Source organism: Desulfofalx alkaliphila DSM 12257, assembly GCF_000711975.1.
Lineage (GTDB): Bacteria > Bacillota > Desulfotomaculia > Desulfotomaculales > Desulfohalotomaculaceae > Desulfofalx > Desulfofalx alkaliphila.
Genome location: NZ_JONT01000001.1, coordinates 74,503 through 94,313 on the forward strand (window position 1 = coordinate 74,503; position 19,811 = coordinate 94,313).

General features: G+C 47.9%; 17 protein-coding genes. 16 read left to right on the top strand and 1 reads right to left on the bottom strand.

The genetic code is table 11. The features are described from left to right. Positions 1 to 24 precede the first annotated feature (24 nt). The 6 genes from clpP (at position 25) to BR02_RS0100415 (ending at position 8,219) form a co-directional block, all read left to right on the top strand. Positions 25 to 615, top strand: a complete 591-nt coding sequence (gene clpP, locus BR02_RS0100390) for an ATP-dependent Clp endopeptidase proteolytic subunit ClpP (RefSeq protein ID WP_031513125.1) — start codon at positions 25 to 27, stop codon at positions 613 to 615. A gap of 15 nt (positions 616 to 630) precedes the next feature. Next, on the top strand, positions 631 to 1,881 hold the full coding sequence (gene clpX, locus BR02_RS0100395) for an ATP-dependent Clp protease ATP-binding subunit ClpX (RefSeq protein ID WP_031513126.1): 1,251 nt from the start codon (positions 631 to 633) through the stop codon (positions 1,879 to 1,881). 159 nt (positions 1,882 to 2,040) lie between these two features. Beyond that, positions 2,041 to 3,756, top strand: a complete 1,716-nt coding sequence (gene lonB / locus BR02_RS0100400) for an ATP-dependent protease LonB (RefSeq protein ID WP_031513127.1) — start codon at positions 2,041 to 2,043, stop codon at positions 3,754 to 3,756. A gap of 200 nt (positions 3,757 to 3,956) precedes the next feature. Continuing rightward, positions 3,957 to 6,380 (top strand): endopeptidase La, encoded by a 2,424-nt coding sequence (gene lon / locus BR02_RS0100405; RefSeq protein ID WP_031513128.1) that lies wholly within the window; start codon positions 3,957 to 3,959, stop codon positions 6,378 to 6,380. Next, positions 6,377 to 6,961: a ribosome biogenesis GTP-binding protein YihA/YsxC gene (gene yihA, locus BR02_RS0100410; protein ID WP_031513129.1), complete on the top strand. Its 585-nt coding sequence runs from the start codon at positions 6,377 to 6,379 to the stop codon at positions 6,959 to 6,961. The genes lon and yihA overlap by 4 nt, the downstream gene beginning before the upstream one ends. A gap of 154 nt (positions 6,962 to 7,115) precedes the next feature. After that, entirely contained in the window at positions 7,116 to 8,219 is a 1,104-nt protein-coding gene (locus tag BR02_RS0100415; protein ID WP_031513130.1) for a GerAB/ArcD/ProY family transporter, read from the top strand. A 13-nt stretch (positions 8,220 to 8,232) separates the two neighbouring features. Here the strand turns inward: BR02_RS0100415 and BR02_RS0100420 are convergent, their stop codons facing one another. Next, positions 8,233 to 9,333, bottom strand: a complete 1,101-nt coding sequence (locus BR02_RS0100420; RefSeq protein WP_031513131.1) for an ABC transporter substrate-binding protein — start codon at positions 9,331 to 9,333, stop codon at positions 8,233 to 8,235. A 146-nt stretch (positions 9,334 to 9,479) separates the two neighbouring features. On the opposite strand from BR02_RS0100420, the gene BR02_RS0100425 reads away from it, so the two are divergent. The 10 genes from BR02_RS0100425 to BR02_RS0100470 all read left to right on the top strand — a co-directional run bounded on the left by BR02_RS0100425 (position 9,480) and on the right by BR02_RS0100470 (position 19,759). Beyond that, complete coding sequence (locus tag BR02_RS0100425) at positions 9,480 to 9,947, top strand: TIGR04086 family membrane protein (RefSeq protein ID WP_031513132.1); 468 nt, start codon at positions 9,480 to 9,482, stop codon at positions 9,945 to 9,947. Positions 9,948 to 10,353: 406 nt separating this feature from the next. Then, on the top strand, positions 10,354 to 12,993 hold the full coding sequence (locus BR02_RS0100430) for a valine--tRNA ligase (RefSeq protein WP_031513134.1): 2,640 nt from the start codon (positions 10,354 to 10,356) through the stop codon (positions 12,991 to 12,993). A 37-nt stretch (positions 12,994 to 13,030) separates the two neighbouring features. Further along, positions 13,031 to 13,258 carry a type II toxin-antitoxin system HicB family antitoxin gene (locus BR02_RS0100435; RefSeq protein ID WP_031513136.1) on the top strand — a complete coding sequence of 76 codons (228 nt, stop codon included), beginning with the start codon at positions 13,031 to 13,033 and terminating at the stop codon, positions 13,256 to 13,258. 3 nt (positions 13,259 to 13,261) lie between these two features. Then, positions 13,262 to 14,548 (top strand): bifunctional folylpolyglutamate synthase/dihydrofolate synthase, encoded by a 1,287-nt coding sequence (locus BR02_RS0100440; RefSeq protein WP_031513138.1) that lies wholly within the window; start codon positions 13,262 to 13,264, stop codon positions 14,546 to 14,548. 32 nt (positions 14,549 to 14,580) lie between these two features. After that, positions 14,581 to 16,452 carry a spore germination protein gene (locus BR02_RS0100445; RefSeq protein WP_114638745.1) on the top strand — a complete coding sequence of 624 codons (1,872 nt, stop codon included), beginning with the start codon at positions 14,581 to 14,583 and terminating at the stop codon, positions 16,450 to 16,452. After that, positions 16,379 to 17,656 carry a Ger(x)C family spore germination protein gene (locus tag BR02_RS0100450; protein WP_031513142.1) on the top strand — a complete coding sequence of 426 codons (1,278 nt, stop codon included), beginning with the start codon at positions 16,379 to 16,381 and terminating at the stop codon, positions 17,654 to 17,656. The genes BR02_RS0100445 and BR02_RS0100450 overlap by 74 nt, the downstream gene beginning before the upstream one ends. Position 17,657: 1 nt before the next feature. Beyond that, positions 17,658 to 17,960, top strand: coding sequence for a hypothetical protein (locus BR02_RS0100455; RefSeq protein WP_238442363.1), 303 nt, complete (start codon positions 17,658 to 17,660; stop codon positions 17,958 to 17,960). 128 nt (positions 17,961 to 18,088) lie between these two features. Continuing rightward, positions 18,089 to 18,721 (top strand): redox-sensing transcriptional repressor Rex, encoded by a 633-nt coding sequence (locus tag BR02_RS0100460; RefSeq protein ID WP_031513146.1) that lies wholly within the window; start codon positions 18,089 to 18,091, stop codon positions 18,719 to 18,721. A gap of 166 nt (positions 18,722 to 18,887) precedes the next feature. Continuing rightward, complete coding sequence (locus tag BR02_RS0100465) at positions 18,888 to 19,145, top strand: DUF4321 domain-containing protein (protein ID WP_031513149.1); 258 nt, start codon at positions 18,888 to 18,890, stop codon at positions 19,143 to 19,145. Positions 19,146 to 19,159: 14 nt separating this feature from the next. Beyond that, positions 19,160 to 19,759, top strand: coding sequence for a Maf family protein (locus BR02_RS0100470; RefSeq protein ID WP_031513151.1), 600 nt, complete (start codon positions 19,160 to 19,162; stop codon positions 19,757 to 19,759). The last annotated feature ends 52 nt before the right edge of the window (positions 19,760 to 19,811 follow it).

A 19,811-nucleotide genomic window follows, 5' to 3' on the forward strand; every position in this document is an offset into this window, starting at 1 on the left:
ACTGGCTTTTAGGAGGCGACTCAAGTGTCTCATTTGGTACCAATTGTTGTGGAACAAACCAACCGCGGTGAGCGTTCTTATGATATTTACTCCCGATTATTAAAAGACCGCATAATATTTATTGGTGGCGCCATTGATGATCATGTGGCAAATTTAATTATTGCCCAATTATTGTTTTTGGAAGCTGAAGACCCTGCAAAGGACATTAACATTTATATTAATTCTCCGGGTGGGGTAGTAACAGCCGGTATGGCTATATACGATACAATACAATATATTAAGCCGTCGGTATCTACCATCTGCTTGGGCCAAGCTGCCAGCATGGGCTCTTTCTTGTTGGCTGCCGGTACAAAGGGTAAGCGCTATGCGTTGCCCTATTCGAGAATTATGATTCACCAGCCATTGGGCGGTGTTCAGGGCCAGGCCACTGATATTGACATTCACGCTAAAGAAATCCTGCGAATGAAACAGGTGTTGAATGATTTGTTGGCTAAACATACCGGCCAACCGCTGGAAAAAATTAGCGTAGATACTGAAAGAGACTTTTTCATGTCGGCAGAGCAGGCTAAGGAGTACGGTATCATTGATGAAGTGATACATGCTCGGAAGAAATAAAAAAGAGGTGGAATAATGGTTAACGAGAAAGGCCAATTAAAGTGTTCTTTCTGTGGGAAATTACAGGACCAGGTTAAGAAACTTGTGGCTGGGCCAGGAGTGTATATTTGCGATGAGTGCATAGAACTCTGCAATGAAATTATTGAGGAAGAATTAAATGAAGATTTTGGCCTAGACCTAGCCGATATTCCCAAGCCAAAAGAGATTAAGGAAATACTGGATCAATATGTTATTGGCCAGGAAGAAGCTAAAAAATCAATGGCTGTGGCTGTATACAACCACTACAAGCGCATTAACTTGGGTGGAAAAGTAGATGATGTAGAATTGCAAAAGAGCAATATAGTGATGCTGGGGCCCACCGGAAGCGGTAAAACGCTGCTGGCTCAAACACTGGCGCGCCTGTTGAACGTGCCCTTTGCAATTGCCGATGCCACCTCTCTTACCGAAGCTGGTTATGTTGGTGAAGATGTCGAGAACATCTTGTTAAAACTAATCCAAGCTGCTGACTACGATGTTGAAAAGGCAGAAAAAGGTATTGTATACATTGATGAAATAGATAAAATTGCTCGCAAGTCTGAGAATCCTTCCATTACCAGAGATGTTTCCGGTGAAGGGGTACAACAAGCACTGCTGAAAATTCTTGAAGGAACTGTTGCCAGCGTTCCTCCCCAAGGGGGCCGCAAGCATCCACATCAAGAATTTATACAGCTTGATACCACCAATATACTGTTTATTTGCGGCGGTGCCTTTGACGGCATTGACAGCATCATCCAAAACCGTATTGGTAAAAAGACAATGGGCTTTGGGGCAGAAATTAAAACCAAGGAAGAAAAGAAAATTGGCGAAATACTGCGCAATGTATTGCCGGAAGATTTGCTGAAGTACGGCCTCATTCCTGAATTTGTGGGCCGGCTGCCGGTTATTGTAACCCTTGATGCCCTAGACGAAGAGGCATTAATCCGAATACTTACGGAACCCAAAAACGCCCTCACCAAACAGTATGAAAAGCTCTTTGAGCTGGATGGCGTCAGCTTAGAATTCCAGGAAGATGCCTTAATGGCAGTGGCTGAACTGGCATTGAAACGCAACACCGGTGCCAGGGGTCTGCGGGCCATCATAGAGGAAGTAATGTTAGACGTTATGTACGATATACCGTCTAGGGATGATATATCCAAATGTGTTATTACCAAGGATTGCATCCAAAAGAAAGAAGCCCCAATAATAATGACAACAGACCGCAAAAAGAAAAAAGAAGAAAGTGCTTAAGAGGCTGCGCCTAGGCGCAGCTTTTTTTATGTAATTTATGGTAATATTGCGGATAATTTTCTTTCAATAAGTAATAATACTAGATAACAAGAAATTTACATTTAAAGTTTAATTCAATATTACCGGGGCTGACAGCCCCGGTTTTAAGGGGGTTTCTGTATGCATGAATTAACAGGCTTTGGGGGTCTAGTATCCTTCATACAATTATTCTTTGCGGTTGTTATCGGCCTGTACTTTTGGAACTTACTCAAAACCCAACAGGGAAATAAAAATGCGGTGGAACGTGAATCCCGAAAAGAAATGGAAAAATTACAGCGCCTTAGGGCGGTAAAGTTGACGGAGCCGCTTGCTGAAAAAACCAGGCCCACCAGTTTTGAGGAGATAATCGGTCAAGACGAAGGTTTAAAATCATTAAGGGCGGCATTGTGCGGGCCAAACCCCCAGCACGTGCTGGTGTATGGGCCGCCGGGGGTCGGTAAGACAGCTGCCGCCAGGGTAGTGCTGGAAGAGGCTAAAAAAATCAGCGCCTCTCCCTTTAAAGAAAATGCTAAATTTGTCGAAATAGATGCCTGCACCGCCAGATTTGACGATCGGGGAATAGCAGATCCCCTCATAGGATCGGTACACGACCCCATTTACCAAGGGGCGGGACCAATGGGAATGGCGGGCATTCCGCAGCCAAAACCGGGGGCGGTGACCAAAGCCCACGGGGGCTTGCTATTTATTGATGAAATAGGTGAACTGCATCCGGTGCAGATGAATAAACTATTAAAGGTACTGGAAGACCGCAAGGTGTTTTTGGAAAGCTCATATTATAGCTCTGAGGATACAAATATACCGCAGCACATTCATGACATATTTCAAAACGGCTTGCCCGCCGACTTTCGCATGGTGGGGGCCACAACCCGTACCCCTGAAGAGATTCCGCCGGCCATCCGGTCCAGGTGCCTGGAAATTTTCTTTCGGCCCTTGCTAAGTGAAGAAATAGGCATTATTGCCGGCAATGCCGCCGAAAAGATTAACATGCCCATGGAAGAAGGCGCCCTTGATGTTATTAAACGCTACGCCACCAATGGCCGTGAGGCGGTAAACATTGTACAAATAGCCGCCGGTATTGCCATCACTGAAGGCAGAAAAGAAATTTTGGTAAGTGATATTGAATGGGTAATTCACAGTGGGCGCTACTCTCCCAGAATGGAAAAACAAGTACCCCCGGAACCGCAGGTGGGTGTTGTTAACGGCCTGGCGGTATTTGGGCCTAACCTGGGCACTATCTTAGAAGTGGAGGCCGGCGCCATTCCAGTTCCCAAGGGCCAAGGTAAAATCATTGTTACCGGCATGGTGGAAGAGGAAGAAATGGGCGGCGGCGGCAGGATGGTGCGCCGCAAAAGCATGGCCCGGGGCTCGGTGGAAAACGTACTTACCGTTCTTCGCCGTGCCAAGGATGTGGATTATCGGGATTATGACATCCATATTAACTTTCCCGGGGGTGCACCGGTTGACGGTCCGTCGGCGGGGGTAACAATAGCCACTGCGGTGTATTCGGCCATTACCGGTGTGCCTGTGGATAACAAGGTTGCAATGACAGGTGAAGTATCTATTAGGGGTATGATAAAACCGGTGGGCGGCGTGGTGGCCAAAGTAAATGCTGCCCGCCTGGCAGGAGCCACCAAGGTATTTATTCCCGCAGAAAATAATCAGAAGTTATTTTCTGAAATGGAGGGAATTGAAGTTATTCCAGTGGAAAGACTAGAAGAAGTGATAAATGGGGCTCTGCTATACCAAAGGCAGACAGATGCCCAAACTAAGTTAGCCAATCCGGTGGAATTGCTCAGTGCTTCATTTCTTCCGGGGCCGGTTGTTCCAAAATCCTAACAGGGTAGACAGGTGATGATCTATGCTCATTGTTCAACATTAGCTACTAAAAATTCAAGAAACCCAGTTTTTACTGGGTTTCTCAGTGTTTTAACAATTATTGTTTTGGCAGTTGCTGGTTGTTATGATAAAATATTTGCATCATAACTTTATGCTTCAAAGCACCAGTGATAACATTAGAAACTAGGAGGTGCAATAAAATGGAACCCACTGAAAGAGTCTTGCCAATGCTACCCCTCAGGGGGATTCTGGTTTTTCCCTATATGGTCATCCACCTGGACGTAGGACGGGAGAAATCGGTGCATGCCATTGAAGAAGCAATGATTAACGACCGCATCATTTTCCTTGCAACACAAAAAGATGCCCAAACAGATGACCCCGTAGAAGAGGATATTTATACCATTGGTACTGTGGCAGAGGTAAAACAGTTACTTAAACTGCCCGGCGGTACCATTAGAGTGCTGGTGGAAGGTATTTCCAGAGGGCGAATTGTCGAATATTTGGATGATGAACCCTACTTTAAGGTAAAACTTCAGCAGTTTTCTGAAGAATTTCCCAAAACTAACGAAGTGGAAGCGCTTATGCGCAGTTTGGTGTATCAGTTTGAGCAATATGTTAAGTTATCTAAACGCATACCCCCGGAAACGGTGGTGTCGGTGGTTAATTTAGAGGAACCCGGTCGCTTAGCCGATGTGGTTGCTTCCCACCTAACGCTGCGTATTGATGATAAACAGCGGGTACTGGAGGCAATTAATATCGAGGAGCGTTTGGAAAAACTCTGCGGTATTGTGGCCAAAGAGCTGGAAATAGTAGAACTGGAACGAAAGATTAATATCCGCGTTAGAAAGCAGATGGAAAAAACCCAAAAGGAATATTACCTGCGGGAACAAATTAAGGCTATCCAAAAAGAGCTGGGCGAAAAAGATGACCGTGCTGCTGAAGTGGAGGAATTGCGAGAGCGCATAGCCAAGGCTAAATTGCCTAAAGATGTGGAAGAAAAGGCCACTAAAGAGGTTGATAGGCTGGAGAAGATGCCACCCATGGCTGCGGAGGCATCTGTGGTGCGTACATATGTGGAATGGATACTGTCCTTGCCCTGGTCAAAATCCACCCGGGATCGGCTGGATATTAAAGGGGCAGAGAGAATTTTAGATGAGGATCATTACGGCTTAAGGGAACCGAAAGAACGCATCATTGAATATTTGGCTATTCGTAAATTGGCTAAAAAGATGAAGGGGCCAATACTTTGTCTGGTGGGCCCCCCCGGTGTGGGTAAAACTTCATTGGGTCGTTCGGTGGCCCGGGCCTTGGAACGCAAGTTTGTGCGCATTTCACTGGGTGGCGTAAGGGATGAGGCAGAGATTCGCGGCCACCGCCGCACTTATGTGGGTGCGCTGCCAGGACGTATCATCCAAGGTATGAAACAAGCCGGTTCCAGAAACCCGGTCTTTTTGCTTGACGAAATTGACAAAATGAGCATGGATTTTCGGGGCGACCCTTCCTCCGCCCTGCTGGAGGTGCTTGACCCTGAACAAAACAATGCTTTTTCTGACCACTACCTGGAGGTTCCCTTTGATCTTTCCAACGTAATGTTTATTACCACTGCCAATAATATGTATAACATTCCGCGGCCGCTTCTTGATCGCATGGAACTGATTCGTATTTCCGGCTACACCGAAGAGGAAAAAATACAAATTGCCCTGCGGCACCTGCTGCCCAAGCAAATTAAAGAGCATGGGCTGCCCGACGGAAGCACAAGCATTTCAGATAACACCATTCGTAAGGTAATACAGGAGTACACCCGCGAATCCGGGGTGCGTAATTTAGAGCGCAACATCGCTTCCCTCTGCCGTAAAGCCGCTAAACAAATAGTAGAAGATAAAAACCGTAAGGTTAGAATTACCGCTCAAAACTTACAAAAGTATTTAGGTATCCCCAAGTACCGGTACAACCAGGTGGAAAAGGACGACGAGGTTGGCATAGCCACCGGACTTGCCTGGACCGAGGTGGGTGGTGATACGCTGGCCATAGAGGTTACCACTTATAAGGGCAAAGGTAAACTTACCCTTACCGGTAAATTGGGTGATGTGATGAAGGAATCTGCCCAGGCGGCATATAGTTATGTGCGCAGTCGGGCAGGGGAATTGGGTATAGAGCCCGCATTCTTTGATAACAACGACATTCATGTGCACATCCCTGAAGGGGCTATACCCAAGGATGGGCCTTCGGCCGGCATTACCTTGGCCACTGCCTTGGCATCAGCCCTTACCGGTCGCAAGGTGCGGCGTGATGTGGCCATGACAGGAGAAATAACCCTCAGGGGTAGGGTGCTCCCTGTTGGAGGCATTAAAGAAAAGGTGTTGGCCGCACGGCGGGCGGGCAGCAAAACAGTGGTTCTGCCCAAGGACAACAAAAAGGACATGGAAGATATCCCCAACAATGTGAAGGGTAAAATGGAGTTTAAATTTGTCGGCCATATGGACAGTGTGCTTTCCATTGCATTGCTTCCGACAGAACCGAAGGTAGAACAGGTGTCTTCTGATGTTCCGCCTGTTTTGCCTTACAATGAAGCCCACCAAAACATTGATGAAGCAAGACAAGGGGGTTCACTGATACCTTCATGAAGATAGTATCGGCGGGGTTTGTCACCAGTGCGGTAAACCCCAAGGGTTACCCGGAGGATCAATTGCCTGAGGTGGCCTTTGTTGGCCGTTCCAATGTGGGCAAATCGTCACTGTTAAACAAACTGGTTAGTCGCAGGGGGCTGGCTCGCACCAGTAAGTCGCCGGGCCGCACCCAGCTAATCAATTTCTTTTTAATTAACGAAAGCTTTTACTTTGTGGATTTGCCCGGTTATGGTTTTGCAAAGGTTTCCATGGCCATGAAAGAAAAATGGGGAAAGATGATTGAGGCTTACTTGCGTAAGCGCCAGAGTTTGCGCGGGGTGGTAATGCTGGTTGATATACGCCATGAACCCACCCAACAGGATATGCAAATGTACAGTTGGTTATGCCACTACAATCTTCCTGTGGCAGTAGCCTTAACTAAAGCAGATAAACTATCTAAAAACCTGGCCAACAAACAGGTAGCCCTTATTAAAAAGAAATTGCAGTTGCAAGCTTCCCATTCTCTGGTGGTGACTTCATCCCAAACCGGGGCCGGGCGGGAAGAACTACTGCAGATAATTGAAGATTGGGTAAAGTAATAAACACGACAGCGAGAGGCTTTTTCGCTGTCGTGTTTTTGTTGTACCGCTGAGCCTGCAAGGGCACAAAGGGGTTTAAAGTATCTTTCTAGCATTATTTTGTAACTGTTGGAAAATACTAATAACAAAAGATGCAGGATGTGACTATATCTCAGTGAATATTTTTCGTTTAGACCCAGGCAAGATATCATCCCGCCAGGCCATGTTTATTATAATTGTGGTCATACTTTCAACGGCAGATGTGTTTTTGCCAACTGTGGTGGCCATGGAAGCAGGACGGGATGCTTGGATTGCAGTAATTATTGCCACCGCCCTGGCGCTGGCTGTGGCCTTGATTGCCTTGGCCTTGGGTTTGCGTTTTCCCAATCAGACCTTGGTGCAAATATTTCATACTGTGTTCGGTAAGTATGCCGGATGGATATTGGCCTTTGTTTTTGTTTTAATGCACCCTGTTTTCTTAACTGCCATAACTGTGGGGCAAATTGGGGTAATATTAAAGGTTGCTTTTATGGGTAAAACCCCCCTGCTGGTGTTTAACGGGATAATTGTGCTGGCGGCAGCCTATGCGGTCTATCATGGCCTTGAAACAATAGCTCGGGTGGTAGAAATTTTGTTTCCCATCGGTATTTTTACATTGGCCATGGTGGGATTGCTGGTACTGACCAAGGTTGACTTTGGCAATTACTTACCCATTTTAGAAAACGGTTTCGGTCCGCCCTTACTGGGTGCTTTTCGCCTCTTGTCCTTTTTGTTGGAAGGAATAGTTTTATTGATGCTGATACCATACGTTAATCAACCGAAAAAATTAATTGTGGCCTTGGTTTGGGTGATGGTGCTGCTGGGTGTATCTTTACTGATTGGGGTGCTGGCCATCGGCATGTTTGGGGCAAGATACACTGCTGTCACCACCTTTGCCGCCTTGAGTATGGTACGGCAGATTAAAATAGGTGGTTTTTTAGACCACCTTGATGCTGTCATTATGACCATTTGGATAAGTGGCATCTATCTTAAATTAGCAGTGCTGTACTACATCGCCTGTATTGGGGTTGCCCAATTGACCCGATGTAATAATTACCGGGTGCTGATAGTACCCCTGGGCATACTGGTAACAGTATCCTCTGTTACCTGGTTTGAAAACATACCGCAAGTATTTGCGTATATAAGGGAGGTTTGGCCCGGTCAATCCCTCTTATTTGGTTTTGTACTGCCACTGGTAGTGTTGGTGGTGGCAGCAGCCAGGGGGTTAAAGGAAAGTTAATTTCCATGGCAGCTTATTTGCCCTTGGCTTGAAATAAACTCTTTATATATTCCCAATTTAAACCGGGTTTGGGTTTTTCCTTATCCTCGGGTACGTAATGCACTTCTTTTAATGCCTGGTTAGCAAAACGGTTGGTTACCGCCTTGTTATATGGAACTTTGCTGATTAGCTCACCGGCGCTGTCCACAATGTTGTACAGGTTCTGGTAGCTATCCTTGTCAACCACCGGATCTGTACTCCAAACCCCTAGGTCCCTATACTTATCTATTACATTTATTAACATCTCCCGTGGCAAGTCAGGAAAATCCTTTTCTATTACAGCGGCAATTTCTTCGGAGGTGTGATAGGTCATCCACTGTTGGGCTTTGTATAAGCCGTTCACCAAGCCTTGGGCCACCTGGGGGTGGGCATCTAAATAACCGGGGTAGGCCAGGTAAGTTATGGCGGGCATCTTACCGGCTGTTTTACCCAGCGAGGCCACCACTGTGCCCATTTGCTCATCTACCAGTTGGGATGCCTCCGGTTCTTCGGCTACCAAAAAACTGCCGGTGCCGGATTTAAAAACACCCGGCCGCAAAAAAGGCGGCAGGTTTTCAATTACGTTGCAGTGCCAGTTGGGGGCAATTTCATGTTGGCGCAAAATGCTTTCTAATACCAGGCTGGTATCTTCGGTGGCCGGGCCGGAAATGATGGTGCGCTGTTTTACGTCCTGCCATTGGAATTGATGCTCAACCTTGCGGGCCAGAAAAAAAGCCCCGTCCTTTTGGGTTATTTCCGCAAAGATTATGGGGTGCTGTCCTTGCCGGTGCAAACGTGTTAATAGCGCTTGCCCCGGCCCGGCAATAATTACATGGGCCTTGCCTTCTTCCAACAGCTGCCACGACTGTTCACCGGCTTGTACCGTATTAAACTTAACGTCAATGCCCTGCTCAGCAAAAAAACCCAGATTTGCTGCCAGGTAATGGGGCAAAAACAATATGCCATGCCGTTCTTCAACCACTTGTACCACCGGAATTACCGGCGGTTCGGTGTCCTTGGTTAAAATATATCTGGTGTATACCAAACCGGTGGCAATCACTAATATGGCTGCCAGCAATATTAACTTTTTCTTCAACACATCATCCCCTTTTATTTGGAAATGTCCTCATATAATAGTATTAAAATGCTAAACTTTTCATGATTAAAATTTAGGTTGTCCGCATGAAAGTAGACAACCTGGCATATGTATGTAAAAATTTCGTAATATTAAGGAGGGGTACTTTGTTTAAGGGTTTAACACTATTAACCTGGTCTACACCCACCGCAAAGAATAACAAAAACTTTTTTCCCGGGGCTGTGCTCACCGGCTTGGCAACTGCGGTGGGCACCGGTGTGGCAGCGGTAATTGCCTTAAGTGTCTATGTACTGCTTAGCACGGCACCGGGACACCACCTGTCATTGGTGATTACACTTATTACCTTTGGCTCGGCTCTGTTAGGCGGCATAGTTTGTGGTATGCTGGCAAATAAGCACGGACTGGTGCATGGTGGGGTTGTGGGTGGAGTATATGGATTCTTGTATGTGGCTATGAATGTGTACTGGGGTGTTTTTGCTGTGGAAGCGGCACTGCTGCAAAAAATACTGCCCCTGTTAGCCCTTGGCTCCCTGGGCGGTGTAGTGGGGGTAAACCTGCCCGGCAAAAAGAAACCGCGCAGAACTATAAAGATAAGATTGGGTGAGCCCAGCTAGTCATTTACCATAGGCAAAGGATAGGCGCCAAAATAAAAGAGCGACGCAGCTGCCCTTGACATTAACTAACAAAATCAGTAATATTAATGACATAAATTAATCCTCAAGGTGAAGAAGGGGAGGGATTGCGGCCCCTTGGGGTCCAGAGAAGGAAATTCCTAGGCTGTGAGATTTCCTGCCCAAACCGCAAATCTGTAGCCCCGGAGCCGTTGAGCTGAAGGCAGACTAGATGTCGGTAGGCTTGACCGGGTATGCCCGATACAGCTAATTGAGGGTCGACTGCCCTAAGGGGCGGTCGGAAGTCAAGGTGGTAACGCGGAAGATACTCCTTTTCGTCCTTGCAAGGGCGGTAAAGGAGTTTTTATTTTGGGCTATATATTTGATAAATCTAGGGAGGAAAAGCAAAATGACCAAAACTGAACTGCCAAAGGTATATAACCCCGCAGAGGTTGAAGAAAAATGGTATCAACACTGGGAGGATAATAAGTATTTTAAAGCCGAGGTAGACAAAACCCGCCGGCCCTTTTGTATTGTGATGCCGCCGCCCAATGTCACCGGGCAGCTGCACATGGGACATGCCCTGGATAACACCCTGCAGGATATTTTAACCCGTTGGCGCCGTATGCAGGGTTACAATGCCCTGTGGCTGCCGGGCACCGACCATGCCGGTATTGCTACCCAGGCCAAGGTGGAAGAACAGTTGGCCAACGAGGGTACCAACAAATATCAACTGGGTCGGGAAGCCTTTTTAGACCGGGTGTGGCAGTGGAAGGAAAAGTACGGCAACCGTATCACCACCCAACTGCGCAAATTAGGTGCATCCTGCGATTGGGACAGAGAGCGGTTTACCATGGACGAGGGCTGTTCTAAGGCAGTGCAGGAGGTGTTTATTCGCCTCTATAATGAGGGGCTGATTTACCGGGATAACTACATCACTAACTGGTGCCCCCACTGCAAAACCACCATTTCAGATATTGAAGTGGAGCATAAAGACAGTCCCGGAAATTTATATCATATAAAATACCCCTTTAAGGACAATGCCGACCAGTATATGGTGGTGGCCACCACTCGCCCCGAAACAATGCTGGGTGACGTGGCAGTGGCTGTTAATCCTGAGGACGATCGCTATTCCCATATGGTGGGACGTACTCTGGTGCTGCCGCTGGTGGGGCGGGAAATGCCGGTTATTGCCGATGCCTATGTTGATCCTAGCTTCGGCACCGGTTGTGTAAAGATAACTCCGGCCCACGACCCCAATGACTTTGAAATTGGCCGCCGCCACGGGCTGCCCGAGGTGCAGGTAATTGACAAAGACGGCAAAATGAATGCCCAGGCCGGCGAAAGGTACCGGGGCATGGATCGGTATGAATGCCGCAAACAAATTATAAAGGATTTAGAAGAATGCGGCGCCCTGCTAAAAATAGACGAACACAGTCACGCGGTGGGTCGGTGCTACCGGTGTGATACCGTTATTGAACCAATGCTGTCCCTACAGTGGTTTGTAAAGATGAAACCCCTGGCCGAAGGTGCCATTGAAGCGGCTAAAAAGGGTGATGTGCGTTTTATACCGGAAAGGTTTACAAAAATATACCTAAACTGGATGGAAAACATCCGCGACTGGTGCATTTCCCGCCAACTGTGGTGGGGCCACCGTATACCGGTTTACTACTGCAGTGATTGTGATGAAATGGTTGTTTCGGCGGAACCCCTTACCCAATGTGCCTGCGGCGGTAAAATGGAGCAAGACCCCGATGTGTTAGACACTTGGTTTTCATCGGCACTGTGGCCCTTTTCCACACTGGGTTGGCCGGAAAAAACCGAAGACCTGGAGCATTTCTATCCCACCACCGTACTGGTCACCGGCCGTGACATTATCTTTTTTTGGGTGGCCCGAATGATTTTCTCCGGTCTGCACAACATGAAAGAGGTACCGTTTAAAGAAGTGTTTATTCACGGCTTAGTGCTGGACAGCCAAGGGCGTAAAATGAGCAAGTCCTTGGGTAACGGGGTAGACCCCCTGGAAGTAATTGAAACCCACGGGGCAGACAGCCTGCGTTTCATGCTGGTCACCGGAAACACCCCGGGCAACGATCTGCGCTTCCACTTCGAACGTCTGGAAGGTGCCAGGAACTTTGCCAACAAGCTGTGGAACGCATCCCGCTTTGCATTGATGAATTTAGATGACTACGACGAAAGGGCCCCCCGGGGAGAATTGACGCTGGCAGACCGCTGGATATTAAGCCGATACCACCGGGCCGTCAATGAAGTAACGGCATACTTAGAGCGCTATGAACTGGGTGAAGCGGCCCGGGTGATTTATGAATTTAGCTGGAGCGAACTGTGCGACTGGTACATTGAACTTGTGAAGCCGCGCTTGTTTGGCAAGACAACACCGGAAGACAGGGCCACTGCCCAGCATACGCTGGTGACAGTGATGCAGGGAATGATGGAACTGTTGCATCCCTTTATGCCCTTTATTACCGAAGAGATTTGGCAGCGTCTGCCCCATAAAGGGCAGACCATTATGCTGCAGCCTTGGCCGGAATACAACCCTGAGCTGCGGGATTTAGATGCGGAAGCTGCCATGGCACTTTTGATGGACAGCATCACTGAAATTCGCCGCATCCGAGCTGAAATGAACGTATCACCGGGCAAAGTGGCGGAAGTTATACTGGTGGTACCGGCAGAAAACAACCGCCGGGTGTTGGAGGAAAACATTGGCTATCTGGAAAGGCTGGCCCATGCCCAGGCAAGCATCACCGCCCAAATGGCAGAAAAGCCGGGGCAATCGGCAGTTGGTGTGGCCAAAGGGGTGGAAGTGGTGGTACCCCTAAAGGGTTTAATTGATTTGGACAAAGAAGTGGCCCGTTTAAAGAAAGAACTGGGGAACATTGAAAAGGAACTGCAGCGGGTGCAAGGCAAACTGAACAACGAAAAATTCCTCGTCAAAGCCCCGGCAGCGGTAATAGAAAAGGAAAAGGCCAAAGAAGCAGAGTTTTTAGAGAAAAAATCGGCTTTATCGGCCCAGCTAGAGATGCTGTCATAAAGGGCAGACGAAAGTATAAAGGAAAGGGGCAGATCATATGGCATTGAAGTGGGATACAGTGTTAAAAGAAGAAGAGGGCAAACATACCGGTACCATCACCATGACAGTACATGTTACGGTGGAAAAGGCAGAAGAAGGCGACGGTTACTATGCCTTAACTCCGGATTTGCCTGGCTGTGCCACCGTGGGAGACACCCCCGAGCAAGCGGTGGAAAACATGCGCCTTACTATTAAAGATTGGCTAATTAAGGATAACTGCGGTTAAAACATGAACTACCGAGAGGCCATACACTATCTAAAAAATCTAACTAAATTTGGTATAAATTTTGGGCTGGGCCGCATCGTTGAACTGCTAAGGCGATTAGACAACCCCCACCTGAAGTTAAAAACCATTCATGTGGGGGGTACCAACGGTAAAGGTTCCACCACTGCCATGATTGCCGGCATACTGCAGGCGGCGGGCTATACCACCGGTACATTTACTTCGCCCCACCTGCACCGCTACAACGAGCGCTTCCGCATTAACGGTAAAGATATAGCAGACCGGCAGATAAGCCGGCTGATTAATACCCTAAAGCCCCACCTGGACGCCATGGTGGCCCAGGGCTATGAACACCCCACCGAATTTGAGGTGAGCACCGCCATGGCCTGCCTTTACTTTTACCGGCAAGGGGTGGATTTTGCCATATTTGAGGTGGGGCTGGGGGGCGAAATAGATTCTACAAACGTAATAAAACCGCTGGTGGCGGTAATTACTAACGTGAGCATCGATCACAGGGATTATCTGGGCAGCACCGTCGGAGAAATAGCCAAAGTTAAAGCGGGTATTATCAAGGGCGGGGCGCCGGTGGTTACGGCGGCCACTGAACCAGAGGCATTGGCAGTCATTAAAGGGGCTTGTACTGCAAAGGAAGTACCGCTGATTCAAGTGGGCCGCCAGGTTGCCTGGAAGGATAAATCTATCCTGGGCAGACACCGTACCTACCGGAATATTCACTTGCCCCTGTGGGGAGTACACCAGCAAACCAATGCAGCCACTGCGGTGGCTGCGGTGGAAGTGCTCATTGACAGGGGAGTGGCCATAAACCCTGAAGCAGTGCGAACCGGCCTGTCCAATGTAAGCTGGCCGGGACGTTTTGAAATAATAGCCGGCAGCCCTGACATAGTGCTGGACGGTGCCCACAACCCTGCCGGGGCCAGGGCGCTGGCCGAAGCCTTAAAGAGTAAATTCCCCCATAGACCAATAATAATGGTGTTGGGCATGCTGGCGGATAAGGAACGGCAGCAGATAATTAATATCTTGGCGCCACTGGCCAAGGGGATGGTGGTTACCGCCCCCAACAATCCCCGGGCAGGAGATTGGCAGCAGGTGGCCCAATGGGCCAGAGAACACCTGCCCGATGTACGCATCTGCCCACAGATACCGGAAGCGATAAAAACGGCCCTGGCCATGGCATCACCCCAGGACCTGGTTTGCATCACCGGCTCGCTGTACATGATTGCAGAGGCGAGAGAGGCAATTTTAATTAATAAAAACTCCTACCCCTACCAATAATAAGCACAAGATATTGGAGGGGTTTTCTTTTTATGCGAAATAGGCATATGCTGGAAAAACTATTGGGCTTTAAGACCCGGCTAAAAACACCGCTCAGCACTAATAAACCGTCTGAAGTACCGGCGGATCCCATCCAACACGTGTTCAGCGCCCGGGGATTGGAAGAAATGAAGCTGAGCTACCGGCTGGATACAAATATAGATGCCTTGCGCACCATAATGGCAGGAAACAGCGATTTTGTCATTCGGAAATTTTCCATTGGACCCCATGGCAAAACCCATGCGGCAGTGGCATATTTGGATGGCATGGTTAATACTGAGCAGCTGCACGACAACATTATTACCCCCATGATGACCAACAGTGAAACCTGGGGTAGCGGCCCCGACAAGGGGATACCCTTTGTCCGTATAAAAAATTCATTAATAACTGTGTGCGACCTGCGGGAAGTACAAGATTTTAAACTAATTTTAAGCGGTATTTTGAGTGGGGACGTACTGATAATTGTAGACGGCCATAAAAAAGGTGAATTGGCCAGCATAAAGGGCTTTGAACGCCGGGGAATCAGTGAACCCGCCGGCGAAACGGTGGTTCGGGGCCCCAGGGAGGGTTTTACCGAAAATATTCGAGCCAACACCGTTCTTGTTCGCCGTCGTGTGCAATCCCCCAACTTTATATTAGAGAATCTAACCATTGGCCGGGTCAGCAACACTAGCGTAGCCATCGGTTATATTCGTGGCATTGTTGACCCCGAGGTAGTAAAGGAAGTAAAGAGAAGACTTAACAGAATAGAAATAGACGGTGTGCTGGAGAGTGGCAACCTGGAAGAATTTATCGTAGACAACCCCTTCTCGCCCTTTCCCCAAGTAATGTATACCGAGCGCCCCGACCGGGCCAGCGCGGCCCTGCTGGAAGGTAGGGTAGTGATATTTACCAACAATACCCCCTTTGTACTGATTGTGCCGGCAGAGTTTGTTAGCTTTGTACAATCGCCGGAAGACTATTATGAAAACTTTTACATAGCAACCTTCATCAGATGGATGCGCTACTTTGCCCTGGCCACAGCCCTTTTACTGCCTTCGTTTTATATTGCAATCATCACCTTTCACCAGGAAATGATACCCACCCCGCTGCTCATCAGTGTATCTGCCAGCCGGGAAGGGGTGCCGTTTCCGGCCCTGGTGGAGGCCTTGATGATGGAATTTGCCTTTGAGGTACTGCGGGAGGCAGGTATACGTATGCCCAGGCCGGTAGGTCAAGCGGTGAGTATTGTGGGGGCCTTGGTGGTGGGCCAGGCAGCGGTGGAGGCAGGTATTGTTTCACCTTTAATGGTAATTGTTGTGGCACTGACCGGCATAGCATCCTTTGTTAACCCGGTGTTTAGTTTATCTATTACCATGCGGTTGCTGCGCTTTCCCATTATGATACTGGCAGGAACGCTGGGCCTATTTGGGGTGATGGCGGCGGTGCTGGTGATACTGGTGCACATGTGTGGCCTGCGCAGTTTCGGTGTGCCCTATTTATCACCCTTGGCACCCTATCACCCTCAAGGTCTCAAGGATGTCTTGGTACGGGTACCTGAGTGGATGCTGGATCGTCGCCCGGAGGAAATATCTAAGGATAACCCCTACCGCAATAAACCGAACATGAAGCCCGGCGCGTGGCAAAATCGACGTAAAGAGCAAACACTTAAAAAGGAAAAAAGCGGCGATTCCTCTTATCGCAACAGTGCTTGGCGGCAAGAACAAGAGCGGGATATGGAGCACAGCGACTTAAATATATCCAGCGATGTTAATATTATGGAGCAGACCGACCAAGGGGGGGATGACGGCGGTGACAAAAAAAATGAAGAACCCCAACTCACTAAAAGAAGGCGGCCCCGATATATTACCCGTAAAAAGAAATAGATTATTGTGTATACTGCTTTTGCTGGCATTAATGCTTACCCAGGTTTCTTGTTGGGATAGGGTGGAGGTGGAGGATTTGGGCATTGTGTTGGCCACCTCCCTGGACCTGGGGGATGAAGAAGAATACATCCGGGTGTATATCCAGGTAATTAACCCCCAGGCCTTGGCCGGTTCCGGTAATGGCAACAGCGGTGGCACAGGCCCTGCCACCTATCGCAATTTTACTCATCAGGGCTATACCATCTTTGACGCTGTGAGGGGCTTGGCCCGTCATTCGCCCCGGGAGCTGTATTTTGCCCATAACCAGATAATTATTATTTCCGAACAACTGGCCAGGCGTGGGGTGGGTGATTTGATAGACTTTTTTGACCGCAACCCGCAAATTAGGCGCAACAACTGGTTATTAATTACCCCCGCCGACACCTGTCAGATTGAATTGTTTGACATACCCCAAACCTTGGAGCCGGTACCTGCCATGCGCATTATGAGTATTATTGAAGACCGACATCGGGCGCCGGTATTTGCAGCCAGTCAACTTGGAGATTTCCTGGAATTGATTTCGTCGCCGGGCATTGAAGGCTATACCGCCGGAGTAACCATAATAGATAACCCCATGTTCCCTGAAAGCGGTGAAGAGGCCGGAAAGTCCAGGTTTGATATCTTATTAGGAAACACCGCTGTTTTTAAGGGCGGCCGGATGGTGGGGTGGCTAAATGACCGGGAATCCCGCGGCTTATTATGGGTACGTGAAGGTTTGCAGGGCGGCATTGTGGCAATACCCGACAAAATTGGCGGTGACGAGAAAACTATCAGCATGGAGATAATCGGCAGTAAAACAAAAACAACACCGGTTTTTACCGAAGAAGGGGATGTCACAATGCACATTTCAGTAAAAACCGAAGCCAATCTCAATGAAACGGAGGCTTACATTGACCTTGGCAGCCCTGAAAAGATAAATCAAATAGCACGGGTTTTAGAAGAAGAAATACAAAAGGATATATTATTAGCCGTTGCCAGGGCCCAGCAATACAATGCAGATATCTTTGGTTTCGGCCAAATATTACACCGTCAGCACCTCAATTACTGGAGACAAGCAAAGGAAGACTGGGATAATATCTTTTCCAATTTAGAAGTGACAGTATCAGTGGAGGCAGAAATACCACGCACCGGTTTAATATCAAGGCCAATAAAGCCCTTGTCTTAGTGTGGGCATAGATACCCACCGGCATGGCCGGTTAACAAACAGGGGGGAATTTACCATGTTAACGGTAGCTGCTTTAATTGTATTCTTTGGCGGTGTTATAGCACTGCAGGTGCCGGTATTAATAAAAAAACAAATGTACAGAGATTTAACCGTTTTTAGCCTGCTAATGCTCTTGGGCATGGTCTATAGTTTTTCATTGGCCTTAGACTTGCCCACCTTTAACCCCATCCGTTATTTGGAGAGTATTTTTGCCCCTGCCACTGGATTTGTGGACAATATGCTGTCAGATATGGAAAGATTATGAAATTTATTTCACATTAACACTTTTCATTCTGACAGTTTACGATTATAATAGTATTAACGGTAAGTTTGTACTTTTTTAAAAAGCTTAAGGTGACCGTTTTATATATTTTGGAAAGTGAGGCAACCCAGTTGAAAGCATTAAAAATACCAGAGGCGACAATAACCAGGTTATCTGTATATTCGAGATTTTTAAAACGATTAGATAAAAAGGGAGTGACAACGGTCTCCTCAGGGGAAATAGCTGACGGTGTAGGAGTAAGCCCTGCCCAGGTGCGTAAAGACTTAGCCTATTTTGGCGAATTTGGTACCAGGGGAGTGGGGTACAATGTCAAGGACCTGATCCGCTACACCGTAAAAATCCTGGGCTTAACCGAGCCATGGAATTTAGTGATGGTCGGTGCCGGTAATTTGGGCTCGGCACTGGTTACTTACAGGGAATTTAGGGATCGGGGTTTTTATATCACCGCAGTGTTTGACAATGACTTAACAAAGATCGGCAAAAGAATAGCCGATTACGAAGTGATGCCCTTAGAAAAAATGTCTGAGGTGATTAAAGAAAATAACGTGCGCATAGGCATAGTGGCAGTGCCTGCGGCAGCCGCCCAAGCGGTGGCCGACCTATTTGTGGAGTGTGGCTTAGAAGCAATACTTAACTTTGCTCCCATTAGCTTAAATGTTCCTCCCGATGTGGAAGTGCGCAACGTTGACTTGTCTGTAAAATTGGAAATACTGACCTTTAACCTAACAATGAAAAACAAGTAAAATGAGATGAGGTAACGGGGTGGGCATGCTGCCTGCCCCGTTATTGATGTTGTCAGAGAAAAACTTGTCAGAGTTTGGTAGTAATGATAAACTAATGAAAAAATATTAAAGTAAGGGATGTTTCCATGGTGTACATGGGAAATAACAAATATAAGTTGGAGGAAAAATGGCTAGGGTATTAGGTGGTGCGCGCAGCGCGTGGATATTATTTATTCTTTTGACAGCCGGCGGTGTGGCGGGCAGTGCCCTTGGTGCCGCCCTCTCTCCGGCATTACCGGTTTTACAAAACTTTTTTACCGTTGGATTACAGCCCACCGCCTTAGATTTGAATTTTTTCAGCATAAATTTTGGCTTTCAACTGGCAGTGGGGCCTCTTACAGCCCTGGGCTTGCTTTTGGGCTACCTTGCATACCGTAAATTATAGGGGGTTTTGAACAATTGGCGCTAATCCTAGCTTCACAATCACCAAGGCGCCGGGAGATGCTGCAAAGGCTGGGGCTTGATTTTGAGGTTCAAGTGGCTTCGGTGGAGGAAATTGTACCATCCGGCCTTAAGCCTGCTGAGGTGGTGGAACATCTGGCGGCATTAAAGGCCAGGGCGGTGGCAGGGCTGAGAGATGAGGGCTTGGTTATTGGCAGTGACACCGTGGTGGTAAAGGACGGTGTAATTCTCGGTAAGCCGGCCAATGAAGAGGAGGCCAAAGAGATGCTTCGCCGTCTGCAGGGTACAAGCCACCGTGTATATTCCGGTGTGGCTGTGGTAAATGCCGGCGACGGCAGCAGTATTACCGGCCATCGCTGTACCAAAGTAACATTTAAACCACTCAGCCAGCGTGAAATTGAGCAGTACATAGCAACCGGTGAACCGATGGATAAGGCAGGTGCCTATGGGGTACAGGGAGTGGCCTCAATTTTTATCACAGCAATAGAAGGGTGCTACCACAATGTAGTGGGAATGCCCTTGGAATTGCTGGCAGAACTACTAAAAAAATTTAATTATAACCTGCTAGATAATATTGTCGGTAATAAAGAATATTGATAATATGTAGGACAAGTTGAAGCAGTGATTTAACCGGTTTTATAAGGAGTAG

Bases quoted from the DNA above. Each gene is read 5' to 3' on its own strand.
- clpX (WP_031513126.1), top strand. From the start codon at position 631: ATGGTTAACGAGAAAGGCCAATTAAAGTGTTCTTTCTGTGGGAAATTA.
- lonB (WP_031513127.1), top strand. From the start codon at position 2,041: ATGCATGAATTAACAGGCTTTGGGGGTCTAGTATCCTTCATACAATTA.
- lon (WP_031513128.1), top strand. From the start codon at position 3,957: ATGGAACCCACTGAAAGAGTCTTGCCAATGCTACCCCTCAGGGGGATT.
- yihA (WP_031513129.1), top strand. From the start codon at position 6,377: ATGAAGATAGTATCGGCGGGGTTTGTCACCAGTGCGGTAAACCCCAAG.
- BR02_RS0100430 (WP_031513134.1), top strand. From the start codon at position 10,354: ATGACCAAAACTGAACTGCCAAAGGTATATAACCCCGCAGAGGTTGAA.
- BR02_RS0100435 (WP_031513136.1), top strand. From the start codon at position 13,031: ATGGCATTGAAGTGGGATACAGTGTTAAAAGAAGAAGAGGGCAAACAT.
- BR02_RS0100440 (WP_031513138.1), top strand. From the start codon at position 13,262: ATGAACTACCGAGAGGCCATACACTATCTAAAAAATCTAACTAAATTT.
- BR02_RS0100445 (WP_114638745.1), top strand. From the start codon at position 14,581: ATGCGAAATAGGCATATGCTGGAAAAACTATTGGGCTTTAAGACCCGG.
- BR02_RS0100465 (WP_031513149.1), top strand. From the start codon at position 18,888: ATGGCTAGGGTATTAGGTGGTGCGCGCAGCGCGTGGATATTATTTATT.